This window comes from Bradyrhizobium sp. GW821-FHT13H06 (assembly GCF_058803975.1).
Map to the genome: position 1 here is coordinate 227898 of NZ_JBXAPN010000004.1, position 20390 is coordinate 248287.

Here is a 20390-nt window from a genome sequence, read left to right on the forward strand (position 1 = left end):
GGGCTTACTCCGCCGGTTCCGAAACGGTATCTCGTGCGATCGTCGATGCCGACGCCGGCACGAGCAGATCGCAGATCTCATCGAGAAGGCCGGCCTCCTTCAGGATCGTGAAATGGTTGTGGCCTGCGACGCCGCGATCGGTCGCCTTCGGCAGCTGCAGTTCCAGCCGACCGCGCTGCGCCAGACGAGCCGACGTCCACCAGCAGAGCGGCGTGGCTTCGAGGCCGCGCGGCAGCGTGGTGTTCTGCGCCAGCCTGTTGAGATGCCGTCCGACAGCGAAGGCGGCGGACAAATCGTCCGCGCCTAGCGACGCATCATCTGCCCTCACGCTCCCGCCCTTCTCTACAACAGCCGCGACCAGATCGCGAATGCTCTCAGGAGTCTCCGGCAAGTCAGCACGCTTCGCTGCCTCGACTTGCGCCTTGATCCAAGAGGCCGCAGCGGTCGGAAGAACCGCCGACAGCAATCCGGCGAGATCATCCGCCCAGTGGGCGATTGCTTCCGGCTGGCTCGATCCGTTCGGCTGCCGCGGCACGAAGCTGTCGACCATGGCAAGACGTTCGACCCGCTCACCGCTGCGTTCGAGCTCGGCCGCAACGAGACCGGCCAGCATCCCTCCCAGCGACCAGCCGACGAGGCTATAGGGGCCGCGCGGCTGCATCCGTCTGATCTCGGCCGCATAGTCCATGGCCATCGCTTCGAGCGAGCTGTCGGTCCAGGTTGGATCGACCAACATTCTCGACTGCAACCCAACCACCTGCCGATACCCTTCGAGGCGGCGCGCCAACGGTCCATAGTCGAAGACCGTGCCGAAGCCACCATGCAAACAGAACACGGGATTGACGCCGGCAACCGCAGCATTCAGCGGCAGCAGCGCCGACGGTGCCGCAGCGACGGCAGAGCCCGTAGAGGCGCTGCCGTCGAGCAACGCACGGATCGTCGGCTTCTGAAGCAGATCGCGCAGCTTGATCTCGATCCCGAACGCCTTGTCCTGGCGGAGCCGCGCCACGACCTTGAGACACAGGATCGAATTGCCGCCGAGCTCGAAGAAATTGTCGGTGACGCCGACCTGCGGCACGTTCAGAATGTCGGACCACAGGTGAGCCATCGCAATCTCTGCCGGACCTTGCGGCGCAACGAAGCTGCGTATCGACGCATCGGGAGCCGGCAACGCACGACGGTCGATCTTGCCACTCGACAATGTCGGCAGCCGCTCCAGCATCATGATGCGAGCCGGCACCATATAGGCCGGCAGGATCCGCCTCAGGAAGTCGCTCAAGCGGTCGACCAGAGCCTCGGCCGCACCTGGCGCGGCGTCGCGTGCCACCTTCGGCGCGACATAGGCGATGAGCTGGTTTCCGGCCGCGCTTGGGACTGCCACCACCGCCGCCTGCGCGATCGCCTCGTGACGGAGCAGCGAGGTCTGAATCTCTCCGAGCTCGATCCGGAAGCCGTTGACCTTGACCTGATCATCGCTGCGCCCGAGATATTCGACGGTCCCGTCATCGCGCCATCGCGCCAGATCACCGGTGCGGTACAGCCGGGCGCCCGGCACCGTCGAGAACGGGTCAGGCACGAAGCGCTCCGCAGTCATGCCGGCCTTAGCGTGATAGCCGCGCGCCAGCCCGAAGCCGCCCAAATAGAGTTCGCCGGCGACGCCCGCAGGAATGATGTCGAGTGCGCCATCGAGAATGTAAGCGCGGCGGTCACCGACCGGAACGCCGATCGGCGCATAGGGCGTGTCGCATTCGTCCGCCCCGTTGACCTTCCAGACCAGCGGCGTGACCACGGTTTCGGTCGGGCCGTAGCCATTGATCAGGATGCGGGGCTTGAGAACACGCCTGACCTTGTCGAACCCAGCCTTCGGCATTGCCTCGCCGCCGAACGAATAGAGCTTGACCGGCGGCGGGTTGCCGTTCTGCTCGACGCATTCCGCGACCTGCTGGAGATAGGCCGGCGGCAATCCGATATGGCTGACGCAATGGGCGTGCAGGTTTTCGACCGTCTGCTCCGGCGTCCACAATTCGGCGTCACGCATCAGCAGCCGCGCGCCGTGCGACAGAACCGTCAGCCAGCGCTCATGAGCGCCATCGAAGGCCAGCGACAGGAAATGCAGCTCGCACGAGCTTTCGTCGATCTCGTAGAGACCGCCCGTGACGTGACAGTGCATCGCCAGCGGCCCATGGGCGACGGCGACACCCTTGGGCGTCCCCGTCGAGCCCGAGGTATAGATCAGATAGGCAAGGTTTTCAGGATGCAGGTCAGGTTGCGGCGGATGGTCGGGTCCTGCGCCGAAATCGTACGTGGACAGCGAGATCCGTTCGACGCCATCCGGGCTGTCCTCGATGCTGAGCTGTGCCGTCAACAGGAACGCGATCTCCGCATCACACATGACGAACGCACGCCGCTCCGAGGGCAGCTCGGGATCGACCGGAACGTAAGCTCCGCCTGCCTTGAGGACGGCCAGCAGCGCGATCATCGTGGCTTCCGTTCGCTCGACCACCACGCCGACGCGCTGCTCGGGCTTGAGCCCGCGGGCGATCAGGTGATGGGCCAGACGGTTGGCCTTGCGTTCGAGGTCCCCGAACGAGAGCACCGTGCTGCCTATGGTTAATGCCGTCCGCTCCGGATGACGCTGCGCGTGACTGCTGATCGCCTCATGCACCAGCGGCAGCGGAGCACTCGCCGCGGCATTCAGATTGCAGCGATCTGCCAGTGCGGCGTCGAGCTCCGTAACAGGATCAAGGTTGCCGAGCAGAGCCATTGCATCCCGCGTCAAAGCCGTTAGCAAATGCTCGAACTGCGCCTTGATCTGCGCCGCCTGCACGGCCGTGAAATGGCTCGGCATATAGGTGTATTCGACCTGGAGCGTATCTTCGACGAGCACCGACAGATCCATCGGATAGTTCGTCACGTCGACATTCTTCAGACCGCTGAATTGCAAAGCGCCGTCGCCGCGATGCATGCTGCGTTCGATCGGATAGTTCTCGAAGACGATGATGCTGTCGAACATCGTCTGGCCGGCGCGGCCGGCCCAGCCCTGGATGTCGTAGAGTGGCGTGTGCTCGTAGTCCCGGATCGCCGAGTTTCGGTCCTGGAGCGCGCGCAGCCATTCTCCGATGGTGCTGGCGGGCGCAAGCGTTTCGATCACGGGCAGCGTATTGATGAAGAGCCCGAGCATCTGCTGCGATCCGTCAAGACTTGCCGGACGACCGGCCACTGTCACGCCGAACGTCACGGTGCTCTGGCCCGTATAGCGCTGCAGCAGCAGCGCCCACACGCCTTGGACGATGGTGTTCAACGTAACCCGCTCGCGGCGCGCGAACGCCTTCAGCTCCGCGGTCGCGCTCTCTCCTAGACGAGTGTAACAGCGTTCGTGGCCGGATGCCTGATGGCGGCGCGTGCCGAAGGCGTCGGCGAGCTGCGTCGGCTGGTCGAAGCTTTTGAGCTGCTCGCGCCAGAAGCCTTCGGCTGCCTTGGCATCCTGCGCCAGCAGCCAGTCGATGTAGTCGCGATAGCGCGTCGCATTCGCGGCCGGGGTCCCGCCGTAATAACACTCCAGGACGTCTCCGACGAACCTCGCCGAGCTCCAGCCATCCATCAGGATGTGATGATAGGTCCAGATCAGCCGGTACAGGTCGTCCTGGAGCCGCAGCAGCCGCACCCGCTGGAGCGGCGGTGCCTGGAGATCGAACTCGGCGGCGCGCTCATCGGCAAGGGCAGCCGCAATCCGTTCATCACTGACCGCCTGCCCACGCCAGTCTTCCTGCTCGAACCGAGCGATGGCATCACGATAGACGACTTGCAGCGGAGAACCGGAGAGCTCCCGCCACAGGAAGCCGGTCCGAAGCATCTGATGACGCGCGCTGACCTCGCGCCACGCTCTGCCGAGCCGTTCCGGATCGAGACCGCGTATCTCGACACTGACCTGGTTGACATAGACGCCGCTGCCGGCATCGCGCAAGCTGTGAAACAGCATGCCCTGCTGCATCGGCGACAGCGGATAGACGTCCTCGATGCGGTCCGAGTCGAGACCGAGCCGTTCGGCTTGCTCGACTGAGAGTCCCGCGAGCGAGCCGCGCTCCGACGCCGCGGCGCCTTTGCCGGGGCCGACATCGCGGCACGACGCAATCAGCGCCTCGATGGTCTGATGCCGGAACACGTCGCGTGGCTCAATGAGCACGCCTTCGCGCCGCGCGCGGCTCACCATCTGCAGCGAGATGATGGAATCACCGCCGAGCTCGAAGAAATTGTCGGTGACGCCGATGTCGGGCTGGCGCAGCAGATCGGCCCAGATCGCAGCCAGCGCCGCCTCGGCCGGCGTGCGCGGCGCGACATGCACGGCGGAGGCCGCAAGCTGATCCGGCACCGGCAGCGCCTTGCGATCGATCTTGCCGTTCGGCGTCAGCGGCAGGCGCTCCAGCACCACGATCCGCGCCGGGATCATGTAGTCCGGCAGCACCGAGGACAACGCCGTCTTGAGGGCGGCTCCGTCCAGTGCCTCGCCGCTGACATAGCCGACCAGCTGGCGGCCGGCGCCGGCCTCGCGCGCCACCACCACCGCCGCGCGGACGCCCTGCTGCGCCTGTAGCCGCGCCTCGATCTCGCCGAGCTCGATGCGGAAGCCGCGGATCTTCACCTGGTGGTCGGCACGACCGATATAGTCGAGCACGCCGTCGGACCGCCACCGCGCCACGTCGCCGGTGCGATAAAGCCGCGCACCGGGCGGACCGAGCGGGTCGGGGATGAAGCGCTCCGCCGTCAGCGCCCCGCGCCGCCAATAGCCGCGCGCCAGCCCGGCGCCCCCGATGTAGAGTTCGCCGGCAACGCCGACCGGCGCCAGGTTGAGATCGCCGTCGAGAACATAAAGCGTGGTGTTGCCGATCGGGCCACCCAGCAGCGGACGATCGTCCGCCGCATCGAGCCGGTGGCGGGCCGACCACACTGTGGTCTCGGTCGGGCCGTACAGGTTCCAGACCTCTCCGGCCTGCTCCACCAGCCGCCGCGCCAGATCCGGCGGCAGCGCCTCGCCGCCGCAGAGCACCCGGCAGCTCGCCGGCAGCGAAGGACCTTCGTGATCGAGCAGCATCCGCCAGGTCGACGGCGTGGCCTGGATCAGGGACACGCCGTGTCGCTCCACGATCGCCTTGAGCCTGCCAGGATCATGCGCGGCCGCACGATCCGCCAGCACCACGCAGGCCCCGATCGTCAGCGGCAGCCACAGCTCCAGAACAGCGATGTCGAAGGACAGCGAGGTCAGGCCGAGTACCCGGTCGCTCGCGGTCATGCCGGGCTGCTCCGCCATGGTCGCCAGGAAATTGGTCACGGCGTCGTGGCGGACCATCACCCCCTTGGGCAGGCCGGTCGAGCCCGAGGTGTAGATCACATAGGCAAGGCTCTCGCCGTGAACGACGACATCGAGATTGCCGGCATCCCCGGCCCCGCCGTCCTGCCCGTCGAGCAGCCAGGCCTCGGCTCCGGTCTCCGCCAGCACGGCGGCGAACTGATCGCGCAAGTCCGTCTGCGTCAGCACCAGCGCCGCGCCGCTGTCGCGCAGCATGTGCGCCAGCCGCTCGGGCGGGTAATCCGGATCGAGCGGCAGATACGCCCCACCGGCCTTCAACACGGCCAGCAGTGCAACCAGCATCTCGACGCCCCGGTCGAGCGCCAGCCCGACCACCACGTCGGTTCCGACGCCGTGATCGCGCAAGCGCCGCGCCAGCCTGTTGGCTCGCGCATTCAGCGCGGCGTAACTCAGCTCCGTCTCGCCAAACACCAGCGCCATCGCTTCCGGCGACGTCCGGACCTGCGCCTTGAATTGCGCAACGAACGACTGGTCTAGCAAATAGCGCGCTCGACTCCGATTCCACGCCTCCAGTAAGAGCTGGCGCTCCTCTGCAGGCAGAATGTCGAGCTCTCGGACCGGCGCGCGCGGCGAGCGCTCCAGTGCCTCGGCCAATCGATCGAGCGCCTGCTGCATCAAGGCGCAGATGCGGTCAGGCGAGAGCGGACGGACGATCTGAGCAGTCAGGCCAAGCGCCTGACCGTAGTCCTCGACGGCCAGCATCAATGGATAATTCGTGCGTTCCTCACCACCAAGCCATTCGATTCCGGCGTCGTCCCTGTCGTCGGCCAAATCGGCCGGCATTGCATTGTGCCGATAGTTCAGGATCGAGCTGAACAGGGGCGCCGGCGCCGCGACGCCGCTACATCGTTGCGCGAGCGCCAGCGAGGCGCGCTCGTGCGCCATCAGCTCGGTCAGCCGATCATGTGCATCACGAACACTATCCTCGACCGCCCTATCATCGAGATCGAGCCGCAGCGGCAAGGTGTTGATGAACAGGCCCATGGTACGATCGCCGCCGCCGGCCTGCATGCGACCGAACAGGACGGTCCCGAAAACGACACGCTCGCGCCCGCTGGTTCGCGCCACCACCTGGCCCCAGGCGAGATGGCAGAGGCTGGCGAGGCTGACGCCCAGCCGCCGAGCCTGAGCACGAAGCCTTGCGCTCAGCTGTTCGGGCAGCATCCGCCGGCCTTCCGCAACGCCACCGCCGTCCCCGTGCACCTGCTCAAGTCCAAACGGCGCGGTCGGCTCATCGATGTCGGCGAGCATGCCGCGGAAGAAACGCTCATGCTGCGCGGTCGCCGCCGAGCCGGGTGACTGCGCCACCAGATTGCGGAACGGATATGGCCGCGGCAACTCATGACTTCGTTCCGACAAGATCTTCCCGACCTCGTCGTGCATCACCTCCAGCGTGGAGTGGTCGCCGATCAAGTGGTGCAGCAGCACCAAGAGCAGCCAGCGCCCACCCTCGGCATCGGCGGCAATTGCAAATCGCAGCAGCGGTGGCTGACCGAGATCGATCCGATGGAGACGCGGGTCGAATCGTCGCACGAGCTGTTCAACCGCGGGACCTTCGCCATCCAGCACGACCTCGCTGACAACCAGCGGAGCCTGCCGCCAAACCACCTGTGCCGGCGTGGACAAGCCGTTCCACACGATGGACGTTCGCAGAATGTCGTGGCGGTCGACCACCTGCCGGACAGCGTCGAGATAGCGATCGAGCAGGCCGCGGCTTGCAAATGCCATCCGGCCGACCAGCAGATATGGATCGCCGTCTTTCGACAGCAGATGGTGAAAGAGGATGCCATCCTGAAGCGGCGACAGGCCGTAGATGTCCTGGATGTTGGCAACGCCGCCTGGAACGCTGGCCACGATGCTGTCGATGTCGGATTGCGTCAATCCGATCAGCGGCAACAATTCGGGCGTGATCGCCTTCGTCTGCGGAGTGATCCGGTTGACGGGAACGTCGACTGCTCCGTCGCCACCGAGGCCGGCAGCAAAGCCTGCCAGCATCGGCTTTGCGAACAGCGTGCGCGCGTCCGCTCTCAGCCCGTGCCGCTGCAACCGCTCCAGCATGCGGACGGCGAGCAGCGAGTGGCCGCCGAGCTCGAAGAAGTGGTCGCAGCGTCCAACGCGATCGACGCCCAGGAGCTCGGCCCAAACATTCGCGACGATCTGCTCAACATCGCCCCGCGGCGGTTCGAATCGGCGCCGCGCAAATGCATCGTCCTCCGGCGCCGGCAGCGCCTTGCGGTCGACCTTGCCATTTGGCGTGAGCGGCAGTGCATCGAGGCGCACGAACGCTGACGGCAACATGTAATCCGGCAAGCACGTACGCAGGTGATCGCGCATCGTGCCGGCAAATTCACCGGCGTCGAGCCCCGCGCTGTTACCGCGACGCGCGGCCACATAGGCAATCAGCCGCATGTCGCCGCCACGATCACGCTGAGCCAGCACGACGGAATCGGTCACGTCGGCGTGCTCGTTGAGCCGAAACTCGATCTCGCCGAGCTCGACGCGAAAGCCGCGGATCTTGACCTGCTGATCATTGCGACCAACAAACGCGACATTGCCGTCCGGCAGATAACGCCCGAGATCACCGGTGCGATACATGCGCGCATCTGGATCGCCGTGGAAGGGATCGTGCACAAAGCGCTCGGCCGTCAGGTCAGCGCGATTGAGATAGCCGCGCGCAACACCGACTCCGCCAATGCAAATTTCACCCACAGCGCCGAGCGGCGCGGGCGCCCCAAACCGGTCCAGAAGATAGATCCGCGCATTCGGCAACGGACGACCGATCGGGGCTGCATCACCATCAAAACCCGGTGGCCGCAACCAGCTCGTGGCGCAGACCGTTGCTTCCGTCGGCCCGTAACCATTGAAGACGGCGATGCCAGGAGGCAATCCCTTGATCAGCTCGGTCTTGGGCAATTCACCGGCAAGAATGAGAACCCGCAGCGAGGCCAAGCGGTCGAGATCGGCGCGCCCGTGCAGCATCGCCGGCGGCAAGGTCGCATGCGTGATCGCATTGTCCGTGAGGTAGCCGAGCAATTCCGAGGTGTCCTGATGCTCGCGCGGGCCAGCCAGAAACAACGAGGCGCCCGAGCACAGCGCCATGACGATTTCCCAGATGCTGGCATCGAAGCTGAACGAGGCAAACTGCACGATACGGCTGTGCGAATTGATCTCGAACAGCACCCGTTGCGCCAACGCCAGATTCACCAGGCCGCGATGCTCGGCCATCACCCCTTTCGGCCGGCCAGTCGAGCCGGAGGTGTAGATGATGTAGGCGAGGCTACGCGACGTCAGTCCTTCGACAAGGTCGCCCGGATCGCATGGCGCCTGCGTTGTGTCGGCGGAGGCATTCGCCTCGGGATCGACGATCTCAAAGGTCCCATCCGGGAATATCGCCCTTCCCGCCTCGTCGGCTATCAGCACGCGCGGCTCGGCATCGTCGACGATCTGACGCAGCCGCTCTGCTGGATAGGCGGGATCGAGCGGCAGATAGGCCCCGCCCGCCTTCAGCACGGCCAACAGGCTCACGACCATGGCGATGCCGCGCGGCAGGCAGATTGCGACGGGCTGATCCGGCACCACGCCTAAGGCAATCAGGTGCCGCGCCAGCTGGCCCGCTTTGGCATCGAGGTCACCATAGCTCAGGCGGACGTCATCGTACACCAGGGCGACGGCCTCCGGCGTCCTTCTCGCCTGCTCCGCAAACAATTCATGAATGCAGCGCTCCGAGGGAAATGGCGCGGTGGTCTCATTCCATATGTCGAGAACGCGTCTGCGCTCCGCGGCACCAATGATATCGATGCGATCGATCACTTGGTCCGCATCGGCAACCATCGCCCGCAGGAAGGACAACAAATAGTCCCGGTGGCGCCTGATCGTCGCTTCGTCGAACAACGCGGTCGCATAGTTCAGGAAGCCGACGATACGTCCGCCCAGCTCGCCCAGATCAAGCTCCAGATCGAACCTGACCTGTTGGAGCGGGATATCGGCGGTCTCGGCCTTCAGGCCCGGCAGATCGAGAGTCCCCGTCTCGTTGCTCTGCCAGGCGAACGCGACCTGAAAGACCGGCGTATGCTCCCGTCCCCGCAGCGGCTGGGTGATTTCGACGACCTGCTCGAACGGCAGATCCTGATGATCCTGCGCGGCAAGCGCGGCAGTGCGCACGCGACGGAGCAGTTCGGCGACGCTGGGCTCGGCCGAGAGATCGACGCGGACAGCCAGCATGTTGACGAAGAATCCGATCAGGCCCTCGATCTCGGGCCTGTTTCGATTGGCTGTCGGCGTTCCGATGACGATATCCGTCTGCCCGGAAAGCCTCGACAGCACAGCCGCCCAGGCCGCCAGCACGATCATGAACGGGCTGGCGTGATGCGACTGGCTCAGTCGTCGGATGCCGGAAGCGAGCTCTGCATCGATCTCGATCGGCAAGGACGCCGCTGTAAGGGACCTGACCGGCGGACGCGGCCGATCCGTCGGCAATTCGAGCACGGCAGGAGCATCCGCGAGCGCCTGACGCCAATAGTCTACCTGCCGCTGCGATCGCTCGCCCGTCAGCCATTGTCGCTGCCAGGCAGCATAGTCCGGATACTGGATCGCCAATGGCGGCAAGAGATCGTCTTTTCCGGCGGCGAAAGCCCTGTAGAGGGCACCCAGCTCACGCACGAGCACGCCGATCGACCAGCCGTCGGAGACGATGTGATGCTGGGTGAGCAGGAAGAGATATTCCCTCTCCGCCGTTCGGATCAGCCGGCCGCGGATCAATGGTCCTTTGGCGAGATCGAACGGCGTTGCAGCCTCCTCGCGACAGAGGCGCGCGAGCTCCTGCGCGCGATCGTCCCGGCCGCACAGATCCTGTTCAAGCAGCGGGACACGTTCATCGGCGGGCAGCAGCACCACGCGCGGCTGTTCGTCGATCACGCGAAAGACGCTGCGCAGCGCCTCGTGCCGCGCGAACAACCGGTCGATGCTCCGACGCAACGCGTCGACATCGAGCTCGCCGGAGAGCCGCAATGCTCCTCGAATGTGATAGCTGGAATTGGTGCCGTCGAGTTGCGCCAGCACCCAAAGCCGTTGCTGAGCAAAGGACATCTCCAGTGAGCCGCCACGCGTCACGACAGGAATCGCATCTGCGCCGCCCCTGTCGGCATTTCGACCGCGTTCCCGGGCCAAGGAGACCAGCCTCCTCATCTGGGCCGGATCCATCTCTCGCAAGCTCGGCTTTGCCGTGTCGGCCATGCTCACTGCTCCGCTCCAACCAGTTCCCGGAGCTCTTCGGCATCGAATTCCTGTTCGATCAGCCTGATCGACACGACACGCGCAAACGATGCCAGATCGGGATGAGCGAACAGATCCGAGACCGCGATCGATATGCCGATCTCCTGCGAGACGCGGCTAAGCACCCGCACTGCGAGCAAGGAATGCCCGCCAAGCTCGAAGAAGTGATCGTTACGTCCGATCCGGTCGACATCGAGCAACTCCGCCCAGATCCTGGCCAGCACGAGCTCGATCTCATCCTCGGGCTCTTCGTAGGAGTGGCGCGTCAGCGCATCCTCGCCCCGCGCGGGCAGCGCCCGTCGATCAATCTTCCCATTCGGGGTGAGCGGCAGTTGCTCCAGCACCGTGACTGTCGACGGCACCATGTAGTCAGGCAGGATGGCGGACAGTGCATCACGTAAATCGCGACCATCGAGCGTGGGTTCACCGCTGACATAGGCAAACAACTGGCGTCCGGTCCTGCCCTCGCCGGCCACCACGGCCGCCGCACGCACGCCGCGCTGCTCGAGCAGGCGCGCCTCAATTTCCCCGAGCTCGATGCGGAAGCCGCGGATCTTCACCTGCTGGTCGGCGCGGCCGACATATTCGATCACGCTATCGTCGCGCCAGCGCGCAAGATCGCCGGTGCGATAGAGGCGCATGCCGCTATCCCCGAACGGATCGGGGACGAACCGCTCTGCGGTCAATGCACCCCGGTTCAGATAGCCGCGAGCCAGGCCCGCCCCGCCGATGAACAGCTCGCCGGTCACGCCAACAGGAACGATGTTGAGGTCGGAATCGAGGATGTGCGCCGATCTCACGCCGACTGGCCGTCCGATCGGTGCGGACTGGCCGGGCTTCAACGTCGTGTCGTCGACGATCCATGCGGTCGGGGCGATCACCGTCTCGGTCGGACCATAGGCGTTGACCAGAAGGTCGACATCGGCAGCACCACGCAAGGCCTTGATCCCGATATCCGACCAGGCCTCGCCGCCGACGATGCAGGCCCTGACCGCGAGCTTTCGCCCCTCCTGCCGCAACGCCGCGCTCAATTGATCCGCATAGGCCGGCGGAAGAAAGATCGAGGTCACCGCATGGCGCGCGAGCTCGCTGGCGAGGTCGTCGACCAAGAGGCCGGGCTTCGAGGGCAGGACCAGCGACCCACCCGTCATCAGCGGCACCAGCCAGCGCTCGTGGGCGATATCGAAACTGATCGACGCCGTCTGGAACTCTCGGTCGCGGGAGGTCATGCGATAAAGCCGGCCGATCGCTTCGCAATGCATCGCAAGCGGTCCGCGCGCGACAGCTACCCCCTTCGGCATTCCGGTCGATCCCGAGGTGTAGATGACATAGGCCAGGCTCTCGGGATGGACTTCGACGTCGAGATTGCCGCTGTCGTCGTCAATGGATAGCGATGGCTCATCAATGCAGAGCGCTTCGACCCCGGCTTCGCGCAGCACCGGCGCGAGCGGCTCCAGCAGCATGCCTTGCGTCAGAACCAACGTCGTGCCGCTGTCACGCAACATGTAGGCAAGCCGGTCGGACGGATAATCCGGATCGAGCGGCAAGTAAGCGCCACCGGCCTTCAGAATCGCGAGCAGCGCAACGATCATGTCCGGGCTTCGGGTCAGCGCAATGCCGACCAGCCGATCCGGACCGAGGTTCCAGAGGCGAAGCCGCCGCGCAAGTGTGTTGGCACGCCTGTTCAACTCGCCATAGGCGATGCGCTGGTCGCCCCAGGCGATGGCGACAGCGGACGGCGCTTGCGCGGCCTGCACTTCGATATGCGTCACGACGTCGGCACAGGAAGAGGCCGAGGTCAGCTGCGCTGCGCCGCTCCAATCGAGAATTCGTCGAGCGTCTTCATCAGACGCCGACCGGAGGTCACCGACCACGCGCTCCGCGTTCGCCACGATCCGCACCAGCAGATCTTGCAGAATGTCGCGAAGACGCAGGATCGCCGCCTCGTCGAATTGACGCGAGTCATAGTTGAACTCGATATTCAGCCTGTCGCCTCCGGCAAACACCGCCACCGCCAGCGCATAGTTCGTCGGCGTCACATGCGCCACACGACCAATCCGAGGGCCGCCCTCCCCGCCCCGCAGCAGTCCCTCGTCGATCGGATAATTCTCGAACACCAGGATGCTGTCGAACAGCGGCTGCCCGCCATGGCCGGCGAGGCGCTGAACCTCGTAGAGCGGCGTCCAGCCGTGCTCGCGCAGCGCCAGGTTCTGTTCCTGCAAGGCGCGCAGCCAATCGCCGACGATTGCCTCTGGGTTCGGCGCATCGACGATGGGCAGCGTATTGATGAAGAGGCCCACCATCTCCTCCGAGCCGGGCAATTCCGCCGGACGACCCGAGATGGTCACACCGAAGCAGACAGCGGACTGCCCCGAATGTCTGCGCAACAACTGTGCCCACGCGCCCTGTATGAGCGTATTGAGCGTCACCCGTTCGCGCTTTGCGAACGACTTCAGCCGTTCGGTCAGCGCCGCATCCACGGCAAGGCCGATGCTGGCGTGGTCTTCGGGGCGGGAGGTCTTGGCGGCCACCAGCGCATTCGCGAGCAGCGTCGGCGCTTCGAGCCCTGCCAGCACCTCGCGCCAGAATCGTTCGGAGCTTTCGTGATCGCGGCTCCTTTGCCATGCAATGTAGTCACGATAGCTGCCCTGCACGGCCGGCAGCGGTTCACCGCTCACCTGCTGCAACACCTCCGCAACCAGCCGTGCCGAGCTCCAACCGTCGACGAAGATGTGATGATGGGTCCAGATCAGCCAGTGACGGTTCTCGTCGAGCCGTATCAGGCCAATGCGCTGGAGCGGCGGCTGCAGAATGTCAAAGCCCTTCTCCCGCTCGTGTCGGGATATCTCGGCGAGCGCTGCATCCAGCTCCGCAGGTGGGGTGTCGCGCCAGTCCTCCTCGACGAACGGCACGGTCACATGGCGATGCACCACCTGCTGCGACGCGCCTGACAAGTTCTGCCAGACAAACCCGGTCCGCAAGGCGGCATGCCGGTCGCTGGCCGCCTGCCACGCAGCCCGCAGCTTGCCTGCATCGACACCGAACAGCTCGAGCCCGACCTGGTTCACATAGGAATCAGTGGGACCGTCACGCAGCGTATGGAACAACATGCCCTGCTGCATGGGCGAGAGCGGATAGATGTCCTCGACACCGCGAAGGTCCAAGGTCGTGGCTAGCCGATCGAGGTCGGCCTGTGTGAGTCCGGACAATGGAACATCCGATGGCGTGAGGCCGACTGCTCCGTTGCAGCAATGCGCGACCAGTTCACCCAGCGCGTCCTGATAGTGCGCCGCCAGTCGCTCGATCCTGTCGTGCCGGTAGCGCTTGCGCCCGTAGCTGAAAGACACTTCAAGACGGCCCTCGCGCACGAGGGCGTTGATGTTCAGCCATCCGCGCATGGGCGCCGCGGCGCTGCGCGAAGGACCCGCGCTCTCGGGGGCGAAGGAGAAGCGATGTGTGGCGCCAACACTCGCGTCGAAGCGGCCCAGATAGTTGAAGACGATCTGCGGCTCCGCCAGTTGCTCGAGGGCATGACGTTGCTGCTCGGAACCGAGATAACGCAGCACGCCATGACCGAGCCCGCGATTTGGAATCGCGCGCAGCCTCTCCTTTACTTCCTTGATCAGTGACGCCTCGTCGAATCCTGTATCTCTCAGCCGGACCGGAAATGCCGTCGTAAACCAGCCGACGGTACGGGATATATCCGCGTCCGGAAAAATATCCTCGCGGCCGTGGCCTTCGAGCTCCACCACCACCTCGTCGTGCTGGCTCCAGCGCGACACCGCTCGCGCGAGACCGGCCAGAAGCAGGTCGTTGACGTGGGTCCGATAGGCGGCAGGCGCCTGTTCGAGCAGCCGCGCCGTCAACTCGGCATCGAACACCAATGACACTTCATCGCCGTCACCGACGCGATCGATGCCGCCATGGTCATCGTCACATGGCAAGCGCGCACCGGCACCGCAACCAAGCCAATAGGGCAGTTCGGCCGCGACCTCCGCGGTCGCCGCATAGGCACGCAGCCGCTCGCTCCACGAGCCGTAAGACTCGCTCTTCGGGGGCAGCGTGACGGGACCGCCATGCTGCAGCTGGTCATAGGCCGACGCCAGGTCTTCGAGCAGGATGCGCCAGGACACGCCATCGACGACGAGGTGATGAATCGCAAACAGCAGTCGTTGGCTGCCGTCCGCAAGGTTCATGCCGACCGCGCGCAGCACCGGTCCCGAAGACAGCGAGAGGCTCTCCTGCGCGGCGCGGGCGAGCCCAGCGATCTCCGTCGGGCCGCCGACGTGCGGGTGAATCCACAATAGTTCGGAGGACGCCGGCGGCGACGCCTGCTCGCCCCGCCAGACGCCATCCACCTGCCTGAACCGCAGACGCAACGCATCGTGATGCTCTACGATGGCAGCGAGCGCACGCCGCAGCGTCTCCCAATCGATCTGCATGTGTGGCAGCAGCAGAACCGCCTGATTCCAGTGATCCCGGTTGCCGATATCCTCGTCGAAGAAACGCATCTGGATCGGCATCAGGTGACGCATGCCGGGATCGGCATTGCCGCCAGCAGACGGCTTCGTGTCCGGCTTCTCCTTCTTCGCGCTCGTCCCGGTCGATATGACGGCGACGGTCGCCAATCCGGCAACCGTCTGCTGGCTGAATATCTGCTTCGGCGTCAGCCGGATGCCGCGCTTGCGCAGGCGGGCGATGATCTGCAGGCTGAGGATGGAATCGCCACCGAGCTCGAAGAAATTGTCATTGCGGCCCACACGCTCGCGACCGAGCACCTCGCACCATACCGCCGCGATCGCGACTTCAATATCTCCCGCGGGTGCGGCATAGCCGGCGTACACCCCGTCTTCCGCCGGTTCGGGCAAGGTGCGACGATCGACCTTTCCATTGGGCGTCAGCGGCAATCGCGCCAGCATGACGACGTGTGACGGCACCATATAGTCCGGCACGATCGCAAGTAGCTGTTGCTTGATCGTATCGGCCTGCGGACTGGCATCGCGCGATGGTACACAATATGCAACCAGCTCCTGCCGATCGGCATTCGCCCCGATCGCGCGCGGGAGCACTACCGCATCGTCGATGCCCGGCAGTGTCTTGATGACGCGCCCGATCTCTCCGAGCTCGATACGATAGCCACGCAACTTGATCTGATCATCGGTGCGGCCCAGGAATATCAGCCGGCCCGCTTCATCGCAGCGGACACGGTCCCCGGTTCGATAGAGGCGCTCGCCTGCTGCCCCGAACGGATCCGGGACGAAACGTTCCGCAGTCAGACCGGCCGCGCCGCGATAGCCGCGCGCCAAGCCGGCGCCGCCGATATAGAGTTCGCCGGTAACGCCGATCGGCACTTCGTTCAGCGCGTCATCCAGGACATGGGCGCTCAGATTGGCAAGTGGCAAACCGATTGGAACCGGGTTGCTCTCGCGCTCGGCCGCGCATTCATGCGTTACCGCACCGACGGTCGTTTCCGTAGGCCCGTAGTGATTGAGAATCCGGCATTGCGGGCGCAAGCGATGGACTTCGTCCAGCAGCGCCCGGTCGCAAGACTCTCCGCCAAGGATGAGCGCCTCGCGGGGCAGAAGATCGGCCGACCGCGAGGCCTTCAACAGCCCTCGCACATGGCTCGGCACGATCTTGAGAATGTCGACCTCGCCTTCGCGCATCGCTTGCGCGAAGGCATCCGCGTCGAACACGGCGTCTGGAGACAGCAGATGCAGCGTCCCGCCGGACGCCAGCGCGCCGAACAGGACGGTGTGGCCGAGATCGGCCGCCACCGTCGACACCATCGCCATGTTCGCTGATGGACGCGGCTCCAGGCGTAGCAGCAGGGCCTGAACGTAGTTGGCCAAGGCGCCGTGCGAGATGCTGACGCCCTTCGGCGCGCCGGTCGATCCCGATGTATAGATGACGTAGGCAGTCTGCTCCGGATGAATGGTCGTGTCGACCGGCAGGCTCGGGATCTCCCCGCGCGCGGCTTCGGCTTCAGCATCGAGCACCAGGCAATCGAGGCCACGCGCATTCCCGAGCTTCTCACCCGCCGCCAGCAAGATCTCGATGCCGCCGTCCGCCAGGACGCGGCGGACGCGCTCCATCGGCCATTTCGGGTCCAACGGGACGTAAGCGCCGCCGGCCTTGAGCACACCGAGCAAGGCGACGACAAAAACCGGCGAGCGCTCGATCCACAGCGCGACCGGCGTTTCCCGCGCCAAGCCCCTGGCGCTGAGCACCTGCGCGATACGGTTCGACCTGCGCTCGAGTTCCGCAAAGCTCAATCGCTCCCGGCCGCATTGGATGGCCGTGACGGTCGATCGATCTGCGGTCGCCGCACGGTGAAGGCTGATGACATCGGTGAAGCCGAATGCGGCGGTCTCACTTGGAACGGCCTGCCGGTGCCCATCGTCAATGGCAAAGTCCGATATCCGCCGCTCGGCATGATCGGCAATCTGGCGTAGGTTCGAACCGAACTGCGCCGCCAGCCGCCCGATGGTCGGACGATCGAACAGATCGGTGGCGTAGTTGAACGTCACCTTCATGCCGCCGCCGGCGCTATCGATGACGTCGAGCGCGAGATCGAAATGCGAACCTGCGAGATCCATGATGTCGATTTCGGCAGTGAGCCCTTCGATGCCGGCAAACCCGCCCGGCGCAGTCATGTAGTTGAACTTTGCCTGGAACAGCGGATTGTGCCCCCCGCTGCGTTCCGGCCTGAGGGCTTCAACCAGCATTTCGAAAGGAAGGTCCTGGTGCGATAGCGCCTCGACCACCGATTCCTTGACCTGCTGCAGCACGCTCGGGAAGGTCGCATCGGCTGCAATCTCAGCCCGCAGCACCAGCGTATTGACGAAACATCCGATCAAGCCCTCGAGCTGCGTGTGCCGGCGTCCTGCGATCGGCACACCGACGCGCAGATCACTCTGTCCAGTGTAGCGATGGAGCAGCACCTGATATGCGCCGAGCAGTAGCATGAAGACGCTGACGTGCTGCTTGACAGCGATCTCCCGGAGTCGGGACGCAAGCGCGTCGTCGATGATAAGACCGATCGTCTCGCCGGCATGGCTCTGGATGGCCGGGCGCGGCCGATCATGCGGTAACGCCAAAACGGGATGAAAATCGCCGAGCTTCGCGCGCCAATACGCGAGCTGCCGCTCGGCCTCGCCTGCCGAGAGCCAGTTTCGCTGCCAAGCCGCAAAGTCGGCGTATTGAATTGCCGGAATCGGCGGCGCGCCTCCGCCATGACCAATACCGCTGCGATAGAGCGCGGCCAGTTCGTCGAGCAGCACGTCGAGCGACCTGCCGTCCACGATGATATGATGGGCGAGCAGCAGCAGCTCGTACGCATCGTCCGCGAGCCGAAGCAACACCGCGTGCAACAGCGGACCGTTCACGAGATCGAACGGCTTGGCGAGCTCGGATCGCTTGAGGTTCTCCGCGCGCTCGGCGCGTTCCCCTACAGAATGGGAACGAAGATCCTCGTCCCGGATGCCGATGCTCATGACATCGTGGATGAGCTGCGTTCCGCGGCCGTCGCTGGCTCTGAACGTGGTGCGCAATATTTCGTGACGGCGGACGATCTCGCCGAGCGCGCGCGACAGGACGGCATGATCGAGCCGCCCCTTCAGACGGATTGTACTCGCGACGGTGTAGGCGGTCCCGGCCGGGTCCATGTTCCAGAGGAACCAGAGCCGCTCCTGCGCGTGCGACAGCATCGCACGATCGGCCGCGGCGGCCCACGGGATCGGCGGCAACGTCCGGCCGGCACCAGCGCCCGCCAGGGCATCGATCCGGCCGGCGAAGGCCGAGAGCGTCGGCGCGTCGAAGAAGGTGCGCAGCTCGACCTCCACGCTTAGGCGGTCGCGGATCGCCGCGGCAACCTGGCCGGCTGCGATCGAATTTCCGCCCATCACGAAGAAATCGTCCTCGCGATGCACTGCCGCGACACCAAGCGCATCGCACCAGATCGAGGCGACGGCGCGTTCGGTATCGGTCGTGGGCTTCGTCAAGGATGCGCCGCCGCGGCGACGCCCCCTCTCGAACACCATGAAGCTGTCGAGCGTATTGTCGGCGAGGCGTGCGGCGCAGGCCGAGCGTTGCAGCTTGCCGCTCGTGGTCAGCGGCATCGCTTGCGGATTCAGCAGAGCGATCACGGCCGGATATTCCTGCGCCTGCCGGAGGACCGCTTCGCCGATCGCATGTGCGAGCGCCTCCGGATCGCTGAGCCTGAGCACGGCGCGGCTGAACTCCGCCGCCACGCCGATGGCTTCACGCCCGTCCATTTCGACCGGAAAGACGGCAACCCGCCCGCTACGGACAGTCTCGACGTCGGCTTCGATCGCCTGCTCGACGTCCGTCGGATAGACGTTCTGTCCCCGAACGATCAGCAGGTCCTTGAGGCGCCCGGCCACGACCAGCGCGCCATCGCGAATGAAGCCGATATCGCCGGTCCGCAGCCAGCGCGCGTCATCCCGCTCGACGAAGGCCTGGTGCGTGGCCTCGGGGTTGTTCCAGTAACCGAGCGCGACGCTGGGACCCGCGACCCAGATCTCACCCACCTCATTCGCCTCGGCCACGGCCGATCCGTCGACACGCATGATGCGAGTGTCGTGGCCTGCGGCGGTTCGACCGCACGCTACGAGATCGGTGCCTGTGCTGGCGCTGGCGATACGACCTGCGGCGAGTTCCGCGGTGTCGAGCGTATAGCTGACGGTGTCAGCGGTGATGTCGCCGGCCGTGACCAGCAGCGTCGCTTCGGCGAGGCCATAGCAAGCGGTCAACGCCCGTCGATTGAAGCCAGCCCGCGCAAACCGGTCACCGAACTTCTCGAGGGTGGTCCGGCGGACAAACTCCGAGCCCGAGAACGCGAACTTCCACCGGCTCAAATCCAGTCGACTGATGGTCTCGTCCGAAATGCGGTCGGCGCACAGCGAATACGCAAAGTCGGGACCGCCGCTCATCGTGCCGCCGTGACGATCGATCGCCTCGAGCCAGCGGCGCGGCCGTTCCAGGAAATTCCGCGGTGACATCAGGACGCCGGTAAAACCCGTGAACAGCGGGTTCAGGAGCCCGCCGATCAATCCCATGTCGTGATAGAGGGGCAGCCAGCTCACAAAAACGTCGTCCGGCGCACCACCGGCAACCGCTTCAATGGCTCGCTCGTTGGCAACCAGATTACCATGGGAAACACAAACCCCCTTTGGCTGCGAGGTCGACCCGGACGTATACTGGAGGAACGCGATCGCATCGGCCGCGGGCCTTGTCTCGCGCCAGTCTGCGGCGAGCTCGGGCGGGATGGTATCTACCGTGACGATGTGCACGTCGCCCAATGCGGGCAGCGTCGCTTCGATGAGATCGTGCAGGGCCGTCTCGCCCAATATGAAGCGCGGCGCCGCATCCCGCAGGATGCCATCGAGACGTCCTGCATAGCGCTCCGGGCCGCCCTCCGGCGGATAGGCCGGAACGGCGATCACGCCCGCATACAGACAGGCATAAAACGCCACGGCATAGTTGATCCCGCTCGGAAGCAGGATGACCGCCCGCTCGCCTGCACCGCCCATCTGCTGCAGCCATGCAGCCAGCGCCCTGATCCGACCATCGAGCGCGGCAAACGTCAGCTCATCGGCGACGTCGTCGCCTTCCAGGAACCGCAACGCCACCTTCTCCGGTCGCAAGGTGGCGTGCTCCCGCAAGCGTTCGACGAGGTTGGCTCTGTCCATGTTCTCGAATCCCTGTCCGGCCGCGAGCCGGAAATCACCAC

The 20390-nt window shown here is 65.2% G+C and carries 2 protein-coding genes; both read right to left on the bottom strand.

Going from position 1 to position 20390, the window contains the following annotated elements; translation table 11 throughout:
* Window positions 1-4 precede the first annotated feature (4 nt).
* A complete protein-coding gene (locus AC1RQP_RS18570) occupies window positions 5-10597 on the bottom strand; it encodes an amino acid adenylation domain-containing protein (protein WP_492938022.1) in 10593 nt (3530 codons plus the stop codon).
* Window positions 10598-10599: 2 nt separating this feature from the next.
* Entirely contained in the window at window positions 10600-20349 is a 9750-nt protein-coding gene (locus tag AC1RQP_RS18575; protein WP_492938023.1) for an amino acid adenylation domain-containing protein, read from the bottom strand.
* Window positions 20350-20390: the final 41 nt, after the last annotated feature.

Bases quoted from the DNA above. Each gene is read 5' to 3' on its own strand.
- AC1RQP_RS18570 (WP_492938022.1), bottom strand. From the start codon at position 10,597: ATGGCCGACACGGCAAAGCCGAGCTTGCGAGAGATGGATCCGGCCCAG.
- AC1RQP_RS18575 (WP_492938023.1), bottom strand. From the start codon at position 20,349: ATGGACAGAGCCAACCTCGTCGAACGCTTGCGGGAGCACGCCACCTTG.